This is a genomic window from Microbacterium sp. str. 'China', assembly GCF_002993305.1.
GTDB lineage: Bacteria > Actinomycetota > Actinomycetes > Actinomycetales > Microbacteriaceae > Microbacterium > Microbacterium paraoxydans.
The window spans coordinates 2,141,030-2,159,512 of sequence record NZ_CP027434.1; the positions used below are offsets into that span (position 1 = coordinate 2,141,030).

The following is an 18,483-nucleotide window of genomic DNA, read 5'->3' on the forward strand; positions in this document are numbered from 1 at the left end:
AACGCCCAACGCTTGGGCTCCCGGCGAGGTGGCTTCCTCGAGTCGTCACGGCGAGCGGCCCGCTCTACGCCGGACGCGGAACCGATCAGCTCTGGTCCGAGCGCCGCCCCGCGAAGGCCCCGAGCCCGTCCCGGAGAGCGGCGATCTCACCGATGCCCATCCCGACGGCGGCCATCACCTGCCGCGGCACGTCCACGGCCCTCGCGCGCAGAGCCGCGCCGGCGTTGGTGAGCGTGATCTCCAGCCGACGCTCGTCCTCACTGCTGCGCTGGCGCGTCACCAGGCCGTCGGCCTCGAGTCTCTTGACGAGGGGCGACGCAGTCGCGGGCTCCAGCGCGAGGTCGGCCGCGAGGTCGTTCAGGGTCCGCGGCGACCGCTCCCATAGGGCGAGCATCACCAGGTACTGCGGGTGCGTCAACCCGAGCGGCTCGAGGATCGGCCGATAGATCGCGACGACGTTCCGCGCCGCCGTGACCACGGCGAAGCAGAGCTGGTTCTCGAGCCGGAGCAGATCATCGGTGTCAGTCACGATCCCGACTATACATCTGCACGAATCATTAGTACACTAATGAACATGTCACGCGACTCCAGCCGCCCTCCTCTTCGCACCCGCATCCGCGAGGCGGGGGGCCTTTACACCTGGGTGAACACCAACCTCGTGCGTCTCGCCGGTCCGGCCTCGGTCGGACCCTACGAGAAGACGCCCCCGCCCAGCGCCGCAGAGCGCGCGGAACGGGCCTGTCCGCTGTGCGGGGCGCCGATGACCGAGCACGAGATCGATCGCTCGGGCCCGAAGACGCTGGTGCACTGCCCGTAAGCTCGCTCGGCGTCAGTCGTCGTCATCGGTGAGCGCGGCACCGACCGACTCCCGGGCCATGTCGATCCACGTCATGAGCGCGGCGTCGTCGGCGATCGCCGAGGCTGCGACATCGATCCAGCCGGACCCCATGGTGCGTGATCCCATCACGGCACGCGCGGCCCCTGGCAGCGTCACGGCGACAGCCCCGTTCTCCTCATCCACGCGGACGAGAAGCGTCCCGTCCTTCCGGGCGCCCACGAGGATGCGCCCCTCGTCGAGGAACGCCCTGGTCCCGAACATCCGGCGCTCCTCGATGGAAGGGTCGGCCCCGAGCAGCGCGCGGACGCGGTCGGCGAGTTCCTCTCCTGCGGCGTCCATATCGTCTCCGTCTACGCGTGCCCGGCCCGCTCCATCGACCGGAGCTCCTTCTTCAGATCCTGCACTTCGTCGCGCAGACGCCCGGCGAGCTCGAACTTCAGCTCGGCGGCCGCCGCGAGCATCTGATCGGTGAGGTCCTGGATCGTCGCCTCCAGCTGCTGTGCGCCCTCGGCTGCGATCCCGGTGCGCCGCAGGTTCGGTGTCGGCGACTTGCCCTTGCCCGACGCGCGGCCCCGGCCGGACATCAGCTCCGCCGTGTCCTGCCCCTCGCGCGCCAGCACCTCGGTGATGTCGGCGATGCGCTTGCGCAGCGGCTGCGGATCGATGCCGTGCTCCTTGTTGTACGCGATCTGCTTCTCACGCCGGCGGTCGGTCTCCTCGATGGCCTTCGCCATGGAGTCCGTCATGTTGTCCGCGTACATGTGCACTTCACCGGAGACGTTTCGCGCGGCGCGACCGATGGTCTGGATGAGCGACGTCCCGGAGCGGAGGAAGCCCTCCTTGTCCGCGTCGAGGATCGCGACGAGCGACACCTCCGGGAGGTCGAGTCCCTCTCGCAGCAGGTTGATACCCACCAGGACGTCGTACACACCGGCGCGCAGTTCGCTGAGAAGCTCGACGCGACGCAGGGTGTCGACGTCGGAGTGCAGGTAACGCACCCGGACGCCGTGCTCGCCGAGGAAGTCGGTCAGCTCCTCCGCCATCTTCTTCGTGAGGGTCGTGACGAGGACGCGCTCGTCCCGCTCCACGCGAAGCCTGATCTCCTCGAGCAGATCGTCGATCTGTCCCTTCGACGGTTTGACGATGATCTCCGGGTCGACCAGTCCCGTCGGGCGGATGATCTGCTCCACCACACCGTCGGCGATGCCCATCTCGTACTTGCCCGGGGTCGCCGACAGGTAGACGGTCTGCCCCACGCGGTTCTTGAACTCGTCCCAGCGCAGTGGTCGGTTGTCCATCGCGCTCGGCAGGCGGAAGCCGTGGTCGACGAGCGTGCGCTTGCGGGAGGCGTCGCCTTCGTACATCGCGCCGATCTGCGGCACCGTCACGTGGGACTCGTCGATGACGAGCAGGAAGTCGTCCGGGAAGAAGTCGAGGAGCGTGTGCGGGGGCTCCCCCGGCATGCGCCCGTCCATGTGACGCGAGTAGTTCTCGATACCGGAGCAGAAACCGAGCTGCTGCAGCATCTCCAGGTCGAACGTCGTCCGCATCCGGAGGCGCTGCGCCTCGAGGAGCTTGCCCTGACGTTCGAACTCCTTCAGCCGCTCCTCCAGCTCGTGCTCGATCGTGCCGATGGAGCGCTGGATGACGTCGGTGCCCGCGACGTAGTGCGAGGCGGGGAAGATCGGCACGGCGTCGAGCTTCTCGATGACCTCGCCCGTGAGCGGGTGCAGCGAGTAGAGCGCCTCGATCTCGTCACCGAAGAGCTCGATGCGGATGGCGTGCTCCTCGTACACCGGGATGATCTCGATCGTGTCGCCGCGGACACGGAAGTTGCCCCGCGAGAAGTCGACGTCGTTGCGGTTGTACTGCATCGCGATGAACTGACGGATCAGGGCGTCGCGGTCGTACCGCTCACCCACCTGGAGCGCGACCATGGCGCGCAGGTACTCCTCCGGAGCACCCAGGCCGTAGATACAGGAGACGGTCGATACCACGACCACATCCCGACGGCTGAGCAGGGAGTTCGTCGTCGAGTGGCGGAGACGCTCGACCTCCGCGTTGATCGAGGAGTCCTTCTCGATGAAGGTGTCCGTCTGCGGGACGTAGGCCTCGGGCTGGTAGTAGTCGTAGTACGAGACGAAGTACTCGACGGCGTTGTTCGGCATGAGCTCGCGGAACTCGTTGGCGAGCTGTGCCGCGAGGGTCTTGTTGTGCGCGAGCACGAGCGTGGGACGCTGCACCTGTTCGACGAGCCACGCCGTGGTCGCCGATTTGCCTGTTCCGGTCGCACCGAGCAGCACGATGTCCGTCTCTCCCGCATTGATGCGGGAAGCCAGCTCGGCGATGGCCTGCGGCTGGTCACCGGCGGGGGCGTACTCGCTGATGACCTCGAAGGGGCGGACACTGCGGGTGGGCTGCATACATCAAGCGTATGCCGCCCCTCCGACATCGGGGCCGCGTCCGTGCGCTCGGAGCCGGCCCCAGAGCGCGTCCGTCTGGGCCAGCGTGTCCGCGATCGATCCTGCGGTGTCGATGACGACGTCGGCGATCGCGAGCCGCCGCTCGTCCGGGACCTGGGCGGCGATCCGGCGGCGCGCCTCCTCCGGCGTCATCCCGCGCAGCCCGACGAGCCTCTCGAGACGGACCTCCTCGGGCGCGTGCGCGACGACGATCGCATCCCACGGGTCATCGACACGCGCCTCCACGAGAAGCGGCACGTCGTAGACGACGACAGCATCCGGATCGGCACGGAACGCGGCGTCGAAACGGCGCTGGGACTCGGCGCGCACGGCAGGGTGCACGATGGCGTTCAGCTGCGCGAGACGGTCCGGATCGGCGAACACGGTCGCCCCGAGAGCGGCCCGGTCGAGCGAACCGTCTCCGGCGATGACCTCGTCGCCGAACGTCCGCGCGATCGCGCCGAGCACCTCGGATCCCGGCGCCTGGACCTCGCGCACGATCCGATCAGCGTCGACGATCACCGCGCCGAGCTCGGCGAGCCGGTTCGCGATGGTGGACTTCCCCGACGCGATGCCTCCGGTGAGAGCGATGAGCGGCATCCGACCATCCTGCCACGCCTGTCCGAGGGCGGCGCTCGACGCTGCCGCGGAACAATCGGGAAAGCTTCGGTCCCTCTTGAGGAAGACTTGACGGTCCCCTGAGGTGCGCTGCGTAACGTCGAAGCCATGACGAACACGGATGCCCCCGCACGCCCTGACCGCACCGAGCGACGCTCCCGGCGGCGCCCGATCATGGCGTTCGCGCTGGCCGTGCTCGCTACCGGAGGAATCGGTGCCGCGCTCACGAGCGCCGCGTGGACCGACAACACCTTCTTCAGCGCTCCGGCCGCAGGAGCCACCTTCAACCTCCAGGGTTCCACCGACGGAACCACCTGGAAGGAGTCAGCCGCGAAGAACAGCATCGAGCTCGTCGTGCCCGCGGAGAAGCTGGCCAACCTGCTCCCCGGCGAGACCCGCACCATCAAGCTCTGGGTCAAGAACGCCAGTTCCGTCAACGCCGCACTCACCTCGACCGTCGAGTACGCCCCCGGTAACACGGCGACGGACTTCACGGTCAAGCCGACGGCGACGATCACCGGGCTCGCGGCGTCGCTGACCTCCTCCGGCTCCACGGCGACCGATGAGTTCGACCTCGTCGTCACCACCCCGGCCGACTGGCCGACGAGCAACCAGGGCAAGACCGGCACGATCCTGGTCACGGTCTCTGCCACCGCCACCAACTGACCCCCCAACCCCGCAGCAGAGACGAAGGACGAACCGTGGTGCAGCTCCTCCGCCGGCTCGCCCTGCCCGTGCTCTGGGCGCTGGCTGCCATGGGCGTGGGCTGCGGCGTCGTCTGGGGCGCCACGGCGATCGGGCTCATCCAGCCGCTCGTCGTGATCTCGGGCTCCATGGAACCCGAGATCATGACGGGCGACCTCCTCATCGCCACGAAGGTCCCCGCCGAATCCTTGGAGGTCGGTGACGTCGTCAGCCTGCCGAGCGCGCTGACCGACTCCCTGGTGACCCACCGCATCACCGCCATCGCGGACTCCGACGGCACGCGCACGGTCACCATGAAGGGCGACCACAACGAGTTCTCCGACGCGCTCGACTATCCGGTGACCGGCGACGTGTGGAAGCCGGCGGTACAGCTTCCCGGATGGGGAACCGCCATCATGCGGATGACCACGCCGGCGGTCGCCGTCCCGATGTTCCTCGGTCTCCTGGGGCTGCTCGGCCTCAGCATGATGAGCCCGGCCGAGCGACCGGCACGAAAGCCCCTGGCTACGTGACACCCGCACGAAGGTTCTCCCCGGTGGCCGGCCTCGTTGTCGCGATGGCTCTCGTCTTCCTGGCCGTCGCTCAGGGAATCGTCTCGACCACCAGCGCGGCGTGGACGGATCGGACCGTGGTCACGGCGACGATGACGTCCGCCTCGGCATGGTTGTCGCCGTTCGCGGGGAACACGTGCAAGGCCTACAGCAGCCCGTCGGCCGCCCCCACGACCTGCGCGATCACGGCGATCCGCTACGAGGAGATCAGCGACACCTCCGGCCACTTCTACATCAGCACCAACGCACCGGGCGGGTCGCACCACGTCGAGGTCGACGTGGATCTGAAGAGGGCGACGGGCCTTCCCCGGACATGGACTTCCTGGACCGAAGCGGGGGTGCTCCCGGGCAGCCACGTCACGCCCGACCGCGCATGGACGTGCTCCTCGTTGCCCCGGCTCACCGGCCGCAGTCTCGACTGGCACCTCACCGACCTCCAGGTTCCGGTGACGCTGCAGCGCGGCATGGCGAACACGATCTGCGCCTGAGCCTCCTGGGCACGGCGCGGCACCCCTCAGCGCGCGAGCAGCTGCCGCCGGGAGCTGATCACGCCGGTGTCGAAGCCGGCGAGATGCAGGCCGCCGTGGAAACGGGCGTGCTCGATCTTGATGCAGCGGTCCATGACCACCGAGAGCCCGGCCGCCTCCGCGATCGCGGCCGCCTCCTCGTTCCAGGAGCCGAGCTGGAGCCACAGCGTCTTGGCCCCGCTGTCGACCGCCTCCTGCGCGACCCCTGGCAGGTCGTCATGACGACGGAAGACGTCGACGATGTCGGGCTGCACTGGCAGGGCACTCAACGACGGATACACCGGCTGCCCGAGGATCTCGGTCTCCCTCGGGTTCACGAGATAGACGTCGTAGGGCGTGCTGGAGAGCAGGTACGTCGCGACGAAGTAGGAGGCCCGCGCGGGGTTGCCCGACGCCCCGACGATGGCGATCGATCGCGCCCGCCGCAGCAGTCCGAACCGCTGCGGCTGCGTGGGGCCGGTCCAGGTGCGGCCCGGTTCGACGACCGCGGGGAGCGCGCAGCTGGCGGCATCCGTGGTCGGAGGAAGGGCGCAGGCGTCGCCCGCGGAGGTCGTGCTCATTGGTGGGCTCCCGTCGCGAGGGTGAGGGCCTGGTCGAGGTCCCAGATGATGTCCTCCGCGTCCTCCAGGCCGACGGAGATGCGGATCAGGTCGGGACGCACGCCCGCGGCGACGAGCTGCTCCTCGGTGAGCTGGCGGTGCGTGGTGGAGGCCGGGTGGATCACCAGGGTGCGGGCGTCGCCGATGTTGGCGAGGTGGGACGCGAGCTGCAGGTTCTCGATGAACGCCTCCCCCGCGGCGCGGCCGTCCTCGGCGGCGACCCCGAACGCGAACACGGATCCCGGTCCCAGCGGCAGGTACCGCGCGGCACGCTCGTGATGCGGATGACCTTCCAGCCCCGCCCAGGTGACGTAGGACACGCGGGGGTCGGCGGCCAGCCACTCGGCGACGACCCGGGCGTTGGCGATGTGAGCGTCGATGCGCTGGGGCAGCGTCTCCACGCCCTGCAGGAGCGTGAAGGCCGATTGCGGGCTCAGGGCGGGTCCGATGTCGCGCAGCTGTTCGGAGCGCAGCTTGGTGAGGAATCCGTACTCGCCGAAGTTGCCCCACCAGGAGATGCCGCCGTAGGAGGCCACGGGTTCGGTCATCTGCGGGAACTTGCCGTTGCCCCAGTCGAACGTGCCCTTCTCGATGACCACACCGCCGAGGGTCGTGCCGTGGCCGCCGAGGAACTTCGTGACCGAGTGGATGACGATGTCCGCCCCGTGCTCCAGCGGGCGCGCGAGGTAGGGGGTGGCCAGGGTGGCGTCGACGACGAGCGGCACCCCCGCCTCATGCGCGACGGCGGCGAGACCCGCGATGTCGGCGATCTCGCCCGACGGGTTCCCGATCATCTCGACGTAGACGACCTTGGTCTCCGGACGGATGGCCGCGGCGAAGTCAGCCGGGTCGGAGGAGCTGACGAACGTCGTCTCCACGCCGAACCGTCGCAGGGTGACGTCGAGCTGCGTCACCGTGCCGCCGTAGAGCTGCGCGGCGGCGACGACATGATCGCCCGCGCCCACGAGCGCGGCGAACGTGATGAACTCGGCGCTCATCCCGGAGGCCGTCGCCACGGCCCCGATACCGCCTTCCAGCGAGGCCAGCCGCTCCTCCAGGGCGGCGACGGTGGGGTTGCCGATGCGCGAGTAGATGTTGCCGTACTTCTGCAGCGCGAACAGGTTCCCGGCGTCGGCCGCATCGTCGAAGACGAACGACGTCGTCTGGTAGATCGGCACCGCCCTCGCTCCGGTGGCGGCGTCCGGTGTGCCGCCGGCGTGCAGAGCGCGGGTGCGGAACCCGAAGCGGTGGTCGTCTGTCATGATGTCCTCGATTCTGCGGCGAGAGCGCCGGCGATGTCGTCGACGGCCCAGGGGTTCTGCAGTGACGTCGTGTCGCCGAGGGGCTGCGGAGTGCGTCCCGCGCGCCGATCCTGTTCGGCATCCCAGAGCTGCGCGAGCAGGCGACGCATGATCTTCCCCGAGCGTGTCTTGGGCAGGTCCGGCACCACGATGACGTGCTTCGGCTTCGCGACCGGACCGATCGCGCGGGCGACCTCAGCGCGAAGCGCGTGCGCGTCGATCTCCGCCCGGCCGGACGGGGTGACGAACGCCACGACCGCCTGCCCGGTGACGGGGTCCGCCACACCGGCGGACCCGGCTTCGCCGACCGTCTCGTGCGCCACGAGCGCCGACTCGATCTCGATCGTCGAGAGGCGATGTCCGGACACGTTCACGACATCGTCGAGCCGGCCCAGGATCCAGATGAATCCGTCGGCGTCCCGGGTCGCCCCGTCTCCGGCGACGTAATAGCCGCCGTGCGCGCCCACGCCTGCGTACGCGGACCAGTACGCGTCGCGGTAGCGCTCCGGATTGCCCCAGACGGTCCGTGCCATCCCCGGCCACGGACGCCGGACGACCAGCGTCCCGGACCGGCCCGGCGCCACCTCGTCACCGTTCCCGTCGACCACCGCGACGTCGATGCCCGGAAGCGGGACCGACGCGGAGCCGGGCTTCAGGGGTGTGATGCCGGGCAAGGGGGCGATCATCGCGGCACCGGTCTCCGACTGCCACCACGTGTCGATGACGGGGAGCTCATCCCGGCCGAAGTTCCGGCGGAACCACACCCAGGCCTCCGGATTGATCGCCTCGCCCACCGTGCCGAGCAGTCGCAGGGTCGACAGGTCGTGGCCGCTCGGCAACTCGTCACCGAACCAGGTCATGAACGTCCGGATGAGGGTCGGGGCCGTGTAATAGACCGTGACGCCGTAGCGCTCGATGATCTCCAGGTGCCGCTCGCGGTGCGGAGTGTCCGGCGTGCCCTCGTAGATGACCTGGGTGAGCCCGTTCGACAGCGGCCCGTAGATCTCGTAGGTGTGGGCGGTGACCCAGGCGAGATCGGCCGTGCACCAATGGACGTCGTCGGGTTTGGCGTCGAAGTGCGCCCAGTGCGCCCAGCTCGCGTGCGTCAGATAGCCGCCGGAGGTGTGCACGAGGCCCTTGGGCTTCCCCGTCGTGCCGGAGGTGTAGATGATGAAGAGCGGGTGCTCGGCGTCGAAGGCCTTCGCCTGATGCGCGGTGGGGGCCGTGTCGACGACGTCGTGCCACCACACGTCCCGGCCTTCGGTCCACGGGACGCTCCGTCCGGTGCGACGGAGCACGAGGACGTGTTCGAGCTCCGGCAGTCCGGCCGCGGCGGCATCGGCGGCGGATTTGACCTCGGTCGCCGTCCCCCGCCGGAACTGGCCGTCGCTGGTGACGAGCAGCTTCGCCCCGGTGTCCTCGAGCCGGAAACGCACGGCCTCTGCGGAGAACCCTCCGAAGACGAGGGAGTGGACGGCTCCGATCCGCGCGCAGGCGAGCGTGATGACCACCGTCTCCACGAGCACGGGGAGGTAGATCACCACACGGTCGCCGGGTCGGATCCCGAGGCCTTCCAGCGCGTGCGCTGCCTGGGCCACCCGGCGCTGGAGGTCGGCGTAGGTCACCGAGACCCGGTCACCGGGCTCCCCTTCGAAGTGCAGCGCCACCTTGTCTCCGCGCCCGGCGTCGACATGACGGTCCACGCAGTTCACCGCGACGTTCAGCCGGCCGCCGAGGAACCATCGCGCCGCCGGGACCGCACCGTCGACGGGCGGGTCCCACTCGTGCACGGCCGTCCACGGCTCCGCCCAGTCCAGCCGGCGGGCCGCATCCTCCCAGAAGGCCAGAGGATCAGCGGCCGCGCGCTCGTAGGCGTCCGCGGTCACGTTGGCGTCGAGGAACGCGGGCGACGGAGGATAGATCCGTTCCTCCCGCAGCCGAGCCTCGGTCGTCGTCACGTCCATCGCCGCAGCAGGTACTTCTCCAACAGCGCGAGCACGCCGTTGGTGATCGTGCCGAGAAGCGCGAGCAGCACGATGGAGAGCAGGATGCGGTCGACGCGACCCGTGCTCTGCGAGTCCGTCAGCAGGAAGCCGAGCCCCATGGACGACGCGATCAGTTCGGCGGCAACCAGGAACAGCCACGCCTGGGCGAGCGCGAGGCGGAGGCCGGAGACGACGGACGGCACGACAGCCGGGAGCTGGACCGTGCGGAACAGCGACCATCCGTGCAGGCTGAACGAGCGTCCCGCCTCGACGAGCTGCGGATCCACATGCCGGAGCGCCGAGGCGACCGTCGTGTAGACCGGGAAGAACGCGCCGATCGCGATGAGGGTCACCTTGGACTCCTCGCCGATCTGCATCCACAGGATCAGCAGCGGCACCCAGGCGAGCGACGGCACCGCGCGAACCGCGGCGAGCGTCGGGCTGAGCAGCACGTCACCCCAGCGCGACAGCCCGACGATGCCGGCCGCGGCGAGGCCGACGACGGAGCCGATCGCGAACCCGAGCAGCACCCGCTGGACCGAGATGGCGATGTGGGTCCAGAGCTGACCGGACTCGGCGAGTTCCACCCCGGCCTGGAAGACCGACGCCGGCGCCGGGAGTCGGTACGGCTCGATGAGACCGGCCGTCGTGACCACCTGCCAGGCGATGAGGATCACGGCCGGGAGCAGGAAGCCCCCGAAGACCCGCACGACGGGCGGCAGACCACGCCGTGCTCCTCCCGCCCCCCGCCGGGGAGCACCTTTCGCGAACTCGAGCGTGTCCCGCGATTCCGCCGGGACGACCACCCGATCCTCGAAACCGGTCACTCGCCTGCGCCCGCCTTCGTCGCGAAGGTGTCGTTGATGATGCTGGACAGCGCCTTGTCGACGGATTCCTGCCCGCCCTGGACGTCGCCGGACTCGACGAGCACCGGGGCGATCTTCTCGAGCACGGCGAGCTGATCGTCACCGGGGACGCCGTTCACGTCGAGGTTCGACCGCTCCTGGATGACCGTGGTCGCGACCTCGAGGTCGATGCCGGCGACCTCGGCCAGCAGGGCGGCCGTCTCTTCCGGGTTCTCGAGCGCCCACGCACGCGCCTCCTCGTAGGCGTCGACGACGGCCTGAGCGAGGTCGGGGTGGTTGTCGATGAAGTCCTCGGTCGCGTTGAGGAAGCCGTAGGTGTTGAAGTCGACGTTGCGGTAGATGAGCTTGTCGCCCGACTCCTGCTCCGCGGCGGCCATGATGGGGTCGAGTCCCGCCCACGCGTCGACGGAACCGCCGTCGAGCGCCGCGCGCCCGTCGGCGTGCTGGAGGTTCTGCACCTCGACGTCGGCCAGCGACAGCCCGCCCTCCTCCAGGGCCTGGAGGAGGAAGAAGTAGGGGTCGGTGCCCTTGGTGGCCGCGACGGAGGCGCCCTTGAGGTCCTCGACCGAGGTGATGTCGCTGTCGGGACCGACGACGATGGCCGACCACTCGGGCTGGGAGAAGATGTCGATCACCTGGATGGGCGAACCGTTCGCGCGGGCGAGCAGCGCAGCCGAGCCCGCCGTCGATCCCACGTCGACCGAACCCGAGCGGAGGAGCTCGTTGGCCTTGTTCGACCCGGCGGACTGCACCCATTCGACGGTGACGTCGTCACCGAGGATGTCCTCCAGGATGCCCTGGTCGCGGATCACCAGGCTGAGGGGGTTGTAGGTCGCGAAGTCGATGGACAGCGTGTCCGCCGACCACTCGCCGTTCCCGGCGGGGGTGGACTCGGCCTCGGCGGACGCGTTCTCGCCGGCGACGCAGCCGGTGGCGACGAGCATCATCGTCCCGGCGACGGCGATCGCAGGGATGATACGGCGGGTGATGTTGCTCATCGGGTCTCCTCGGGGGTGTGGTGGTGCGTGTCGACGCCGAGCCCTTCGAGGAGCTCGGCGCGCAGGTCGGCGAGGCCGCGGTCGGCGCGGTCTCGGGGGCGGATACCGGGGACGCGGATCGTCCGCGCGACGGACGACGCCGTGTCATCCGCGTCGCCGACAGTGCGCAGCAGCAGCACGCGGTCGGCGAGATAGAGGGCCTCCTCCACGTCGTGGGTCACGAGCAGCACCGTGGTGGGCTCGGCCGCGTGGATCTTCAGGAGCAGGTCGTGCATGCGAAGGCGCGTGAGGGCGTCGAGCGCACCGAAAGGCTCGTCGAGCAGCAGGACTCCGGGGTTCCTGGCAAGAGCCCGGGCGAGGGACGCGCGCTGCGCCATGCCTCCGGACACTTCACGGGGGCGCTGGTAGGCGGCGTGCTCGAGACCGACGAGCTGCAGCAGCTCGCGGACCCGAGTGCGTCCGACGCCGCGGGAGACGCCGCGGGGAAGACCGAGCTCGACGTTCTGCGCGAGGGTACGCCACGGGAGCAGCCGCGGCTCCTGGAACGCGATCGCCGTGCGCTCGTCGACATCGGCGACACCGGAGCCGTCCAGGCGGATCGTCCCCCGGGTGGGGGTGTCCAGCCCGCCGATGAGGCGCAGCAGTGTCGACTTCCCACACCCGGACGGACCGACGACGGCGACGATCTCCCCGGCGGCGATGTCCAGGTCGAGATCGCGGAGCACCTCGCGTCGCCCCTGCGCGAGCGGGAACGACCGCGCGATGCCGTCGAGGCGCACAGGCTGTGCGGAGCCCGTTGTCTTCGGGGCCTCAGCGGTGCGCGACGCAGGGGGCAGGAGGGCGGTCATGTCCCCATGCTGTCGGAGGCTCCGGAATGTTACGAATGCGGCCGTAATGTTGCGTCACGCAGCTGTTCCGCTGGTTTCCGGGCATGCGAAAAGGGCCGCCACGCCCGCCGTGAGGCGGGGTGACGACCCTTTTCGGAGTGTTGCTTAGGAGTTGCCGCCCGAGAGCTTCTCGCGCAGGGCCGCGAGAGCCTCGTCATCGGCGAGCGTGCCGGCGCCAGCCGACTCGCTCGAGAAGGACTGGCCGCCGAAGTCGTCGCCGGCCGCAGCCTCGGCCTCGGCCGCCTTCGCGACCTGAGCCTTGTGCGCCTCCCAGCGAGCCTGGGCCGCAGCGTACTCCTGCTCCCATGCCTCGCGCTGGGCGTCGAAGCCTTCCTTCCACGCACCGGTCTCGGCGTCGAAGCCCTCCGGGTACTTGTACTCGCCGTTCTCGTCGTACTCGGCGAGCATGCCGTACAGGGCCGGGTCGAACTCGGTGCCGTTGGGGTCGACCGACTCGTTGGCCTGCTTCAGCGACAGCGAGATGCGACGACGCTCGAGGTCGATGTCGATGACCTTGACGAAGACCTCTTCGCCGACCGACACGACCTGCTCGGCCAGCTCGACGTGCTTGCTGGAGAGCTCGGAGATGTGGACGAGGCCCTCGATGCCGTCGGCGACGCGGACGAACGCACCGAACGGGACGAGCTTGGTGACCTTACCCGGCGTGACCTGACCGATCGCGTGGGTGCGGGCGAAGACCTGCCACGGGTCCTCCTGCGTCGCCTTCAGCGACAGGGAGACGCGCTCGCGGTCGAGGTCGACCTCGAGGATCTCGACGGTGACCTCCTGGCCCACCTCGACGACCTCGGAGGCGTGCTCGATGTGCTTCCAGGACAGCTCGGAGACGTGCACGAGGCCGTCCACGCCACCCAGGTCCACGAACGCACCGAAGTTGACGATCGAGGAGACGACACCCTTGCGGACCTGACCCTTGTGCAGGTTGTTCAGGAACGTGGTGCGCGACTCCGACTGCGTCTGCTCGAGCAGCGCGCGGCGGCTCAGGACGACGTTGTTGCGGTTCTTGTCGAGCTCGAGGATCTTCGCCTCGATCTCCTGGCCGAGGTACGGCGTGAGGTCGCGGACGCGACGGAGCTCGATGAGCGAGGCCGGGAGGAAGCCACGGAGGCCGATGTCGACGATGAGTCCACCCTTGACGACCTCGATGACCGTACCGGTGACGACGCCGTCGTTCTCCTTGATCTTCTCGACGTCTCCCCAGGCGCGCTCGTACTGCGCACGCTTCTTGGAGAGGATCAGGCGGCCTTCCTTGTCCTCCTTCTGGAGCACCAGGGCCTCGACCTCGTCGCCGACCTTGACGACCTCGTTGGGGTCGACGTCGTGCTTGATCGAGAGCTCGCGCGAGGGGATGACACCCTCGGTCTTGTAGCCGACATCGAGCAGGACCTCATCGCGGTCGATCTTCACGATCGTGCCTTCGATGATGTCGCCGTCGTTGAAGAACTTCAGGGTCTTCTCGACCGCGGCCAGGAAGTCCTCAGCAGATCCGATGTCGTTGATGGCGACCTGCTTGGTGGCCGGGGCGGTCGTTGCGGTAGTCATGTAGTGGGTTGTCCTTGTGAATGGATACTCGGGCTGCGGAGCATGGCCGCGCACGGCCGGGATGTGCTTCGCAGCAGGTGGATTGTGGTGTGTTCGTCACCTGGGCATGCGTGTACACGCCACGAGTGACAGTTCAGGCTACCAGAAGTTGTCGCCCGATGAAGGGGCGGATCTCCCGCAGCCGCTCTGTGGATAACGCCCGCGGCGACCTGCGCATTCCGCATACGGTGGCTCGGTGATGTCGCCCACTCCTCTCCGTCTCCTGGCCGTGCTGGCATTCGGCGTCTCGCTGCTCTCCGGATGCACCCCCGCTCCGGAGTCCACGCCGACCCCCTCCCCCGCGTTCACCTCCGACGAAGAAGCCTTCGCCGCCGCCGAGGCCACCTATCGCGCCTACGTCGAGGCGTCGAACGACACCGACCTCAGCGATCCCGCCTCTTTCGAGGACTTGTTTGCATGGCTACGTGATGACGCCCTGACTTCTGCCCAGGAGAACTTCTCCCGCTTTCACGCCGAAGGTTGGAAGCGTGCGGGCGACACGTCATTCGATCGGTTCACGCCCGTGTCCTTCGATGGCGAGTCAGTCACGGCGCTCCTCTGTGTCGACGCGTCGGCAGTGACGCTTTGGGACGGCGACGGAAACGTGGTGAGTTCGGATCGACCCGACCGTCAGCCTGTCGAAGTTCAACTGGTCGCGGCGCCCACCACCGCCACCAGACTCGCAATTTCGTCTGCCGCCGCAACTAGGGATCTCGCTTGCTAAGTGTCCGCCTCCTCTCCCTAGCCGTCTTGGTACTTATCGCTCTGGCCACCGACAGCGACCCAGGCGGATCCCAAGCAGGACTGGAGGATGTCTGGGCCACTAACACTGGAGCTTCGCTAGTGATTGGCGTCACTGACTCAAAACGGCAGCATGTTGATGAAAACAATCGACATGCGCCCATTCCGTCCGCACCAGAACAAGAGCACGAACCGTGCCGTACAGATGACACGCCGCTGAGCCGCTCGTGCGGCATGTACGGGGTGCGGGTGACGAAGGAGGCGGGGCGAGCGCTCACGATCGAGGATCTCGCACAGTTCGCCCCCGCGCCGGTGACGACCGCCGCCGAACCGGGGAACGCGGGCGTCGCAGGTATGCCGACCAACTTCGTGGCGAAGGTCGCCACACACACGGCGACCGGTACCCTGCTCGACCGGCCGGTGACGGTGCGCTTCACCCCGGTCCGCGTCGTCTTCGACCACGGGGACGGCACGACGGCCACGACGCCCGACGGCGGCCGTACCTGGGAAGAGCTCGGCCAGGCGCCGTTCACGGCGACACCGACCAGCCATGCCTTCGCGCATCGGGGTACGTACTCCACGAGCACCGTGGTCGTCTACACCGCGGAGGTCGACATCGGCGGAGGGTGGTTCCCCGTGTCCGGTGAGCTGTCCGTCGACGGACCGTCCCGGAGCGTCCGCATCTACGAGGCGACCACCGCACTCGTGGCACGGACGTGCGAAGAACGACCCGCGGCGCCGGGCTGCTGAGCACCTGATCTGGCACGCTCTACCCTGAACCCATGACCCGCGCCGAACGCCTCATGCTGCTCGACACCGCCAGCCTCTACTTCCGTGCGTTCTACGGCGTGCCCGACAAGGTGACGGCCCCCGATGGCTCCCCCATCAACGCTGCACGCGGATTGCTGGACATGATCGCCAAGCTGGTCACCACTTATCAGCCGACCCACGTCGTGGCCTGCTGGGATGACGACTGGCGTCCGCAGTGGAGGGTCGACCTCATCCCCAGCTACAAGACCCACCGGGTGGTGGAGGTCGTGACTGGCGCCCCGGACGTCGAAGAGGTCCCCGACCCGTTGGAGGCGCAGATCCCCCTGATCAGGGAGACGCTCGGGGCCATCGGCATTCCGATCGTCGGCGTCGCCGAGCACGAGGCGGACGACGTGATCGGCACGCTCGCAACGAACGCGACGATGCCCGTGGACATCGTCACCGGCGACCGCGACCTGTTCCAGCTCATCGACGACGAGCGCGACGTGCGCGTGATCTACACGGCCCGCGGCATGAGCAACCTCGAAGTCGTCACGGACGCGACGGTCGTCGCGAAGTACGGTGTCCTGCCGACGCAGTACGCGGACTTCGCGACGATGCGCGGGGACGCGTCGGATGGTCTTCCCGGCGTCGCCGGCATCGGCGAGAAGACGGCGGCCACTCTGCTGCAGAAGCACGGCGACCTGCTCGGCATCCGGGAGGCCGCGGAAGCCGGTGAAGGTATGAGTGCCGGCATCCGCGCGAAGATCCTCGACGCGCAGGCCTACCTCGACGTCGCTCCGACCGTCGTCGCCGTCGCCACGTCGCTTCCGATCGCTGCCCCGGAAGTCGCCCTGCACGCCCTCACGTCGGAGGAAGCCGCAGAAGCAACGGCCCTCGCCGAGCGCTGGAACCTCGGAAGCTCGATGACACGCGCCGTCACCGCGGTCACCGCGGCCGCGAACCAGATCACCGAGGGCTGATCCGGCCGGACGTCACTCCGCCCAGGCGAGGAGACGCGAAAGCCCCCACGTGGTGACGATGCGTGACGCTGGAACGCCGGCACGCTCCGCCCGTTCGGCACCGTGGTCCAGCAGGGAGAGCTGTCCGGGGGCGTGTGCGTCGGAGTCGATGGAGAAGAGGCATCCCGCCTCCAGCGCGATCGCGATGAGCTCGTCCGGCGGGTCCTGACGCTCAGGACGGGAGTTGATCTCGACCGCCACCCCGTTCTCCGCGCACGCCGCGAACACCGCGGCGGCATCGAAGGCCGAGGGCGGGCGCGTGCCCCGGTCGCCCTGCACGAGCCGGCCGGTGCAGTGTCCGAGGACGTTCACCCGAGGATGCGAGACGGCCGCGATCATCCGCGCGGTCATCGCCCGTCCGTCCATGCGGAGCTTGGAGTGCACCGAGGCGACGACGATGTCCAGGTCCGCGAGGAGCGCATCGTCCTGATCGAGGGCTCCGTCTTCCAGGATGTCCACCTCGATACCGGCGAGCAGTGTGAAGCCGTCCCCCGACTGCGCCCGCACCTGCGGGATCTGCTCGCGGAGCCGCTCCGCCGACAGTCCACGCGCGACACGGAGGCGCGGGGAGTGGTCGGTGATGGCCTGGTACTCGTGGCCCTGCGCGCGGGCGGCAGCAGCCATCACCTCGATGGAGGTCGTCCCGTCCGACCACTCGGTGTGGGCGTGCAGGTCTCCGCGCAGCTTTCCGCGGAGCACCGACACCTTCTCCGGTTCGACGTCGCCGCGGAGCTCCACGAGGTACTCCGGCACCTCTCCGGCCTGAGCCTGCCGGATGACGGCGAACGTCGACTCGCCGATGCCCTTGGCCGCCCGGAGACGCGTCGGGTCGCCCTGCACGTCGGACGGAAGCTCCTGGAACGTGGCCGCGGCCTGGCGGAACGCCTTGGCCCGGTACCGCGACGCCCGCTCGCGCTCCAGCAGCGAAGCGATCTCGAGCAGCGCGTCGACCGGGTCCATGGTCACTCCTTCGGGGCAGCCAGCTCGCGGCTCACGCCGATCCACTGGTCGAGCTTCGCCAGCGCACTCCCGTCATCCACCGCCGCGGACGCCCGGGCGAGCCCGTCGCGGAGGCGCTCGAGGATCGGCCGCTGCACCTGGGTCGCGTCCTGGGACAGCTCGAAGGCGACGATTCCGGCGGCGGCGTTGAGGAGCACGATGTCCCGTACCGGCCCCTGCTCCCCCGCGAGGGTCCGGCGGAGGATCTCGGCGTTGTGGGCGGGAGAGCCGCCGATGAGATCGGAGAGGTCGGCGAGGGGGATCCCCAGGTCGCGCGGGTCGAGGTCGTGCTCGTGGATGTCCCCGCGGGTGACCTCCCAGATGCGGCTGTGGCCGGTGGTCGTGAGCTCGTCGAGGCCGTCGTCGCCGCGGAAGACCAGCGCCGTCGCTCCCCGCGTGCGGAAGACGCCGGTGATGAGCGGCACCCGCTCCATCTGCGCCACGCCGACCGCGTTCGCCTCGGCGCGCGCCGGATTGCAGAGAGGTCCGAGCATGTTGAACACCGTGGGCACGCCGAGCTGCGAACGGACCGCGCCGGCGTGCTTGAAACCGGGGTGGAAGGCCCCCGCCCAGGCGAAGGTGATACCCGTCCGGTCGAGGATCGAGGCGACGGCGTCAGGATCGAGCGAGAGTTCCAGGCCGAGGGCACCGAGGACATCGGAGGAGCCGGACGCGGAGCTCGCGGCCCGATTCCCATGCTTGACGACCGGGATCCCGGTGGCGCCGATGATGACGGCCGCTGTCGTCGAGACGTTCACCGTACCCACGCGGTCCCCGCCCGTGCCGACGATGTCCAGCACGTCCGGAGAGACCGGAAGCGGCACGGCGGCTTCGAGGATGGCATCCCGGAAACCGACGATCTCGTCGATCGTCTCGCCCTTTGCGCGCAGAGCGACGAGGAACCCGGCGAGCTGCGCTTCGGAGACCTCGCCCTGCATGATCCGCCGCATGGCCCAGGTGGACTCCCAGACGCTGAGGTCGCGACGCTCCAGGAGAGAGGTGAGCACGTCGGACCAGGTCAGGGAATCAGCCATG

20 protein-coding genes are annotated in these 18,483 nt (G+C 69.1%); 7 read left to right on the top strand and 13 right to left on the bottom strand.

Annotated features, from left to right (window positions below):
* Positions 1 to 85: 85 nt before the first annotated feature.
* The gene (locus C6C15_RS10315) at positions 86 to 529 is read right to left on the bottom strand and encodes a MarR family winged helix-turn-helix transcriptional regulator (protein ID WP_060921195.1); all 444 of its coding nucleotides are present in this window, start codon (positions 527 to 529) and stop codon (positions 86 to 88) included.
* 39 nt (positions 530 to 568) lie between these two features.
* Here C6C15_RS10315 and C6C15_RS10320 point away from each other — a divergent pair, with 39 nt between their 5' ends.
* On the top strand, positions 569 to 817 hold the full coding sequence (locus C6C15_RS10320; RefSeq protein WP_060921196.1) for a hypothetical protein: 249 nt from the start codon (positions 569 to 571) through the stop codon (positions 815 to 817).
* A 12-nt stretch (positions 818 to 829) separates the two neighbouring features.
* Here the strand turns inward: C6C15_RS10320 and C6C15_RS10325 are convergent, their stop codons facing one another.
* The 3 genes from C6C15_RS10325 to coaE are packed head-to-tail and all read right to left on the bottom strand — an operon-like array spanning position 830 to position 3,900.
* Complete coding sequence (locus tag C6C15_RS10325) at positions 830 to 1,177, bottom strand: TfoX/Sxy family protein (protein WP_105950019.1); 348 nt, start codon at positions 1,175 to 1,177, stop codon at positions 830 to 832.
* Positions 1,178 to 1,188: 11 nt separating this feature from the next.
* On the bottom strand, positions 1,189 to 3,261 hold the full coding sequence (gene uvrB / locus C6C15_RS10330; protein ID WP_025105040.1) for an excinuclease ABC subunit UvrB: 2,073 nt from the start codon (positions 3,259 to 3,261) through the stop codon (positions 1,189 to 1,191).
* A 3-nt stretch (positions 3,262 to 3,264) separates the two neighbouring features.
* The gene (gene coaE, locus C6C15_RS10335) at positions 3,265 to 3,900 is read right to left on the bottom strand and encodes a dephospho-CoA kinase (protein WP_105950020.1); all 636 of its coding nucleotides are present in this window, start codon (positions 3,898 to 3,900) and stop codon (positions 3,265 to 3,267) included.
* 126 nt (positions 3,901 to 4,026) lie between these two features.
* On the opposite strand from coaE, the gene C6C15_RS10340 reads away from it, so the two are divergent.
* From C6C15_RS10340 to C6C15_RS10350, 3 genes are read left to right on the top strand one after another with little or no spacing between them, the layout of a single operon-like run.
* Entirely contained in the window at positions 4,027 to 4,584 is a 558-nt protein-coding gene (locus tag C6C15_RS10340) for a hypothetical protein (RefSeq protein WP_062634042.1), read from the top strand.
* 35 nt (positions 4,585 to 4,619) lie between these two features.
* Entirely contained in the window at positions 4,620 to 5,135 is a 516-nt protein-coding gene (locus tag C6C15_RS10345) for a signal peptidase I (protein ID WP_105950021.1), read from the top strand.
* Positions 5,136 to 5,158: 23 nt separating this feature from the next.
* Positions 5,159 to 5,662 (top strand): hypothetical protein, encoded by a 504-nt coding sequence (locus tag C6C15_RS10350; RefSeq protein WP_105950022.1) that lies wholly within the window; start codon positions 5,159 to 5,161, stop codon positions 5,660 to 5,662.
* 26 nt (positions 5,663 to 5,688) lie between these two features.
* On the opposite strand, the gene C6C15_RS10355 is transcribed toward C6C15_RS10350, so the two are convergent.
* From C6C15_RS10355 to rpsA, 7 genes are all read right to left on the bottom strand, one after another.
* Entirely contained in the window at positions 5,689 to 6,261 is a 573-nt protein-coding gene (locus C6C15_RS10355; protein ID WP_105950023.1) for a CoA-binding protein, read from the bottom strand.
* A complete protein-coding gene (locus C6C15_RS10360; protein ID WP_105950024.1) occupies positions 6,258 to 7,562 on the bottom strand; it encodes an O-acetylhomoserine aminocarboxypropyltransferase/cysteine synthase family protein in 1,305 nt (434 codons plus the stop codon). Before C6C15_RS10360 ends, C6C15_RS10355 begins: the two co-directional genes overlap by 4 nt.
* Complete coding sequence (gene acs, locus C6C15_RS10365) at positions 7,559 to 9,565, bottom strand: acetate--CoA ligase (RefSeq protein ID WP_105950025.1); 2,007 nt, start codon at positions 9,563 to 9,565, stop codon at positions 7,559 to 7,561. The genes C6C15_RS10360 and acs overlap by 4 nt, the downstream gene beginning before the upstream one ends.
* Positions 9,556 to 10,413: an ABC transporter permease gene (locus C6C15_RS10370; RefSeq protein WP_105950026.1), complete on the bottom strand. Its 858-nt coding sequence runs from the start codon at positions 10,411 to 10,413 to the stop codon at positions 9,556 to 9,558. The genes acs and C6C15_RS10370 overlap by 10 nt, the downstream gene beginning before the upstream one ends.
* On the bottom strand, positions 10,410 to 11,450 hold the full coding sequence (locus C6C15_RS10375; RefSeq protein WP_105950027.1) for an aliphatic sulfonate ABC transporter substrate-binding protein: 1,041 nt from the start codon (positions 11,448 to 11,450) through the stop codon (positions 10,410 to 10,412). The genes C6C15_RS10370 and C6C15_RS10375 overlap by 4 nt, the downstream gene beginning before the upstream one ends.
* Positions 11,447 to 12,298, bottom strand: a complete 852-nt coding sequence (locus C6C15_RS10380; RefSeq protein ID WP_105950028.1) for an ABC transporter ATP-binding protein — start codon at positions 12,296 to 12,298, stop codon at positions 11,447 to 11,449. Before C6C15_RS10380 ends, C6C15_RS10375 begins: the two co-directional genes overlap by 4 nt.
* A gap of 144 nt (positions 12,299 to 12,442) precedes the next feature.
* Complete coding sequence (gene rpsA / locus C6C15_RS10385; protein WP_060921208.1) at positions 12,443 to 13,897, bottom strand: 30S ribosomal protein S1; 1,455 nt, start codon at positions 13,895 to 13,897, stop codon at positions 12,443 to 12,445.
* Between the two features lie 235 nt (positions 13,898 to 14,132).
* On the opposite strand from rpsA, the gene C6C15_RS10390 reads away from it, so the two are divergent.
* From C6C15_RS10390 to C6C15_RS10400, 3 genes are all read left to right on the top strand, one after another.
* Positions 14,133 to 14,660 (top strand): hypothetical protein, encoded by a 528-nt coding sequence (locus C6C15_RS10390; protein ID WP_158698543.1) that lies wholly within the window; start codon positions 14,133 to 14,135, stop codon positions 14,658 to 14,660.
* A 266-nt stretch (positions 14,661 to 14,926) separates the two neighbouring features.
* Entirely contained in the window at positions 14,927 to 15,427 is a 501-nt protein-coding gene (locus C6C15_RS10395) for a hypothetical protein (RefSeq protein WP_158698544.1), read from the top strand.
* Positions 15,428 to 15,459: 32 nt separating this feature from the next.
* Complete coding sequence (locus C6C15_RS10400; RefSeq protein ID WP_105950031.1) at positions 15,460 to 16,410, top strand: 5'-3' exonuclease; 951 nt, start codon at positions 15,460 to 15,462, stop codon at positions 16,408 to 16,410.
* 12 nt (positions 16,411 to 16,422) lie between these two features.
* Here C6C15_RS10400 and C6C15_RS10405 read toward each other — a convergent pair whose 3' ends face one another.
* On the bottom strand, positions 16,423 to 17,409 hold the full coding sequence (locus tag C6C15_RS10405; RefSeq protein ID WP_174521415.1) for a PHP domain-containing protein: 987 nt from the start codon (positions 17,407 to 17,409) through the stop codon (positions 16,423 to 16,425).
* A gap of 2 nt (positions 17,410 to 17,411) precedes the next feature.
* Positions 17,412 to 18,482, bottom strand: a complete 1,071-nt coding sequence (gene trpD, locus C6C15_RS10410; RefSeq protein WP_060921212.1) for an anthranilate phosphoribosyltransferase — start codon at positions 18,480 to 18,482, stop codon at positions 17,412 to 17,414.
* Position 18,483 lies beyond the last annotated feature (1 nt).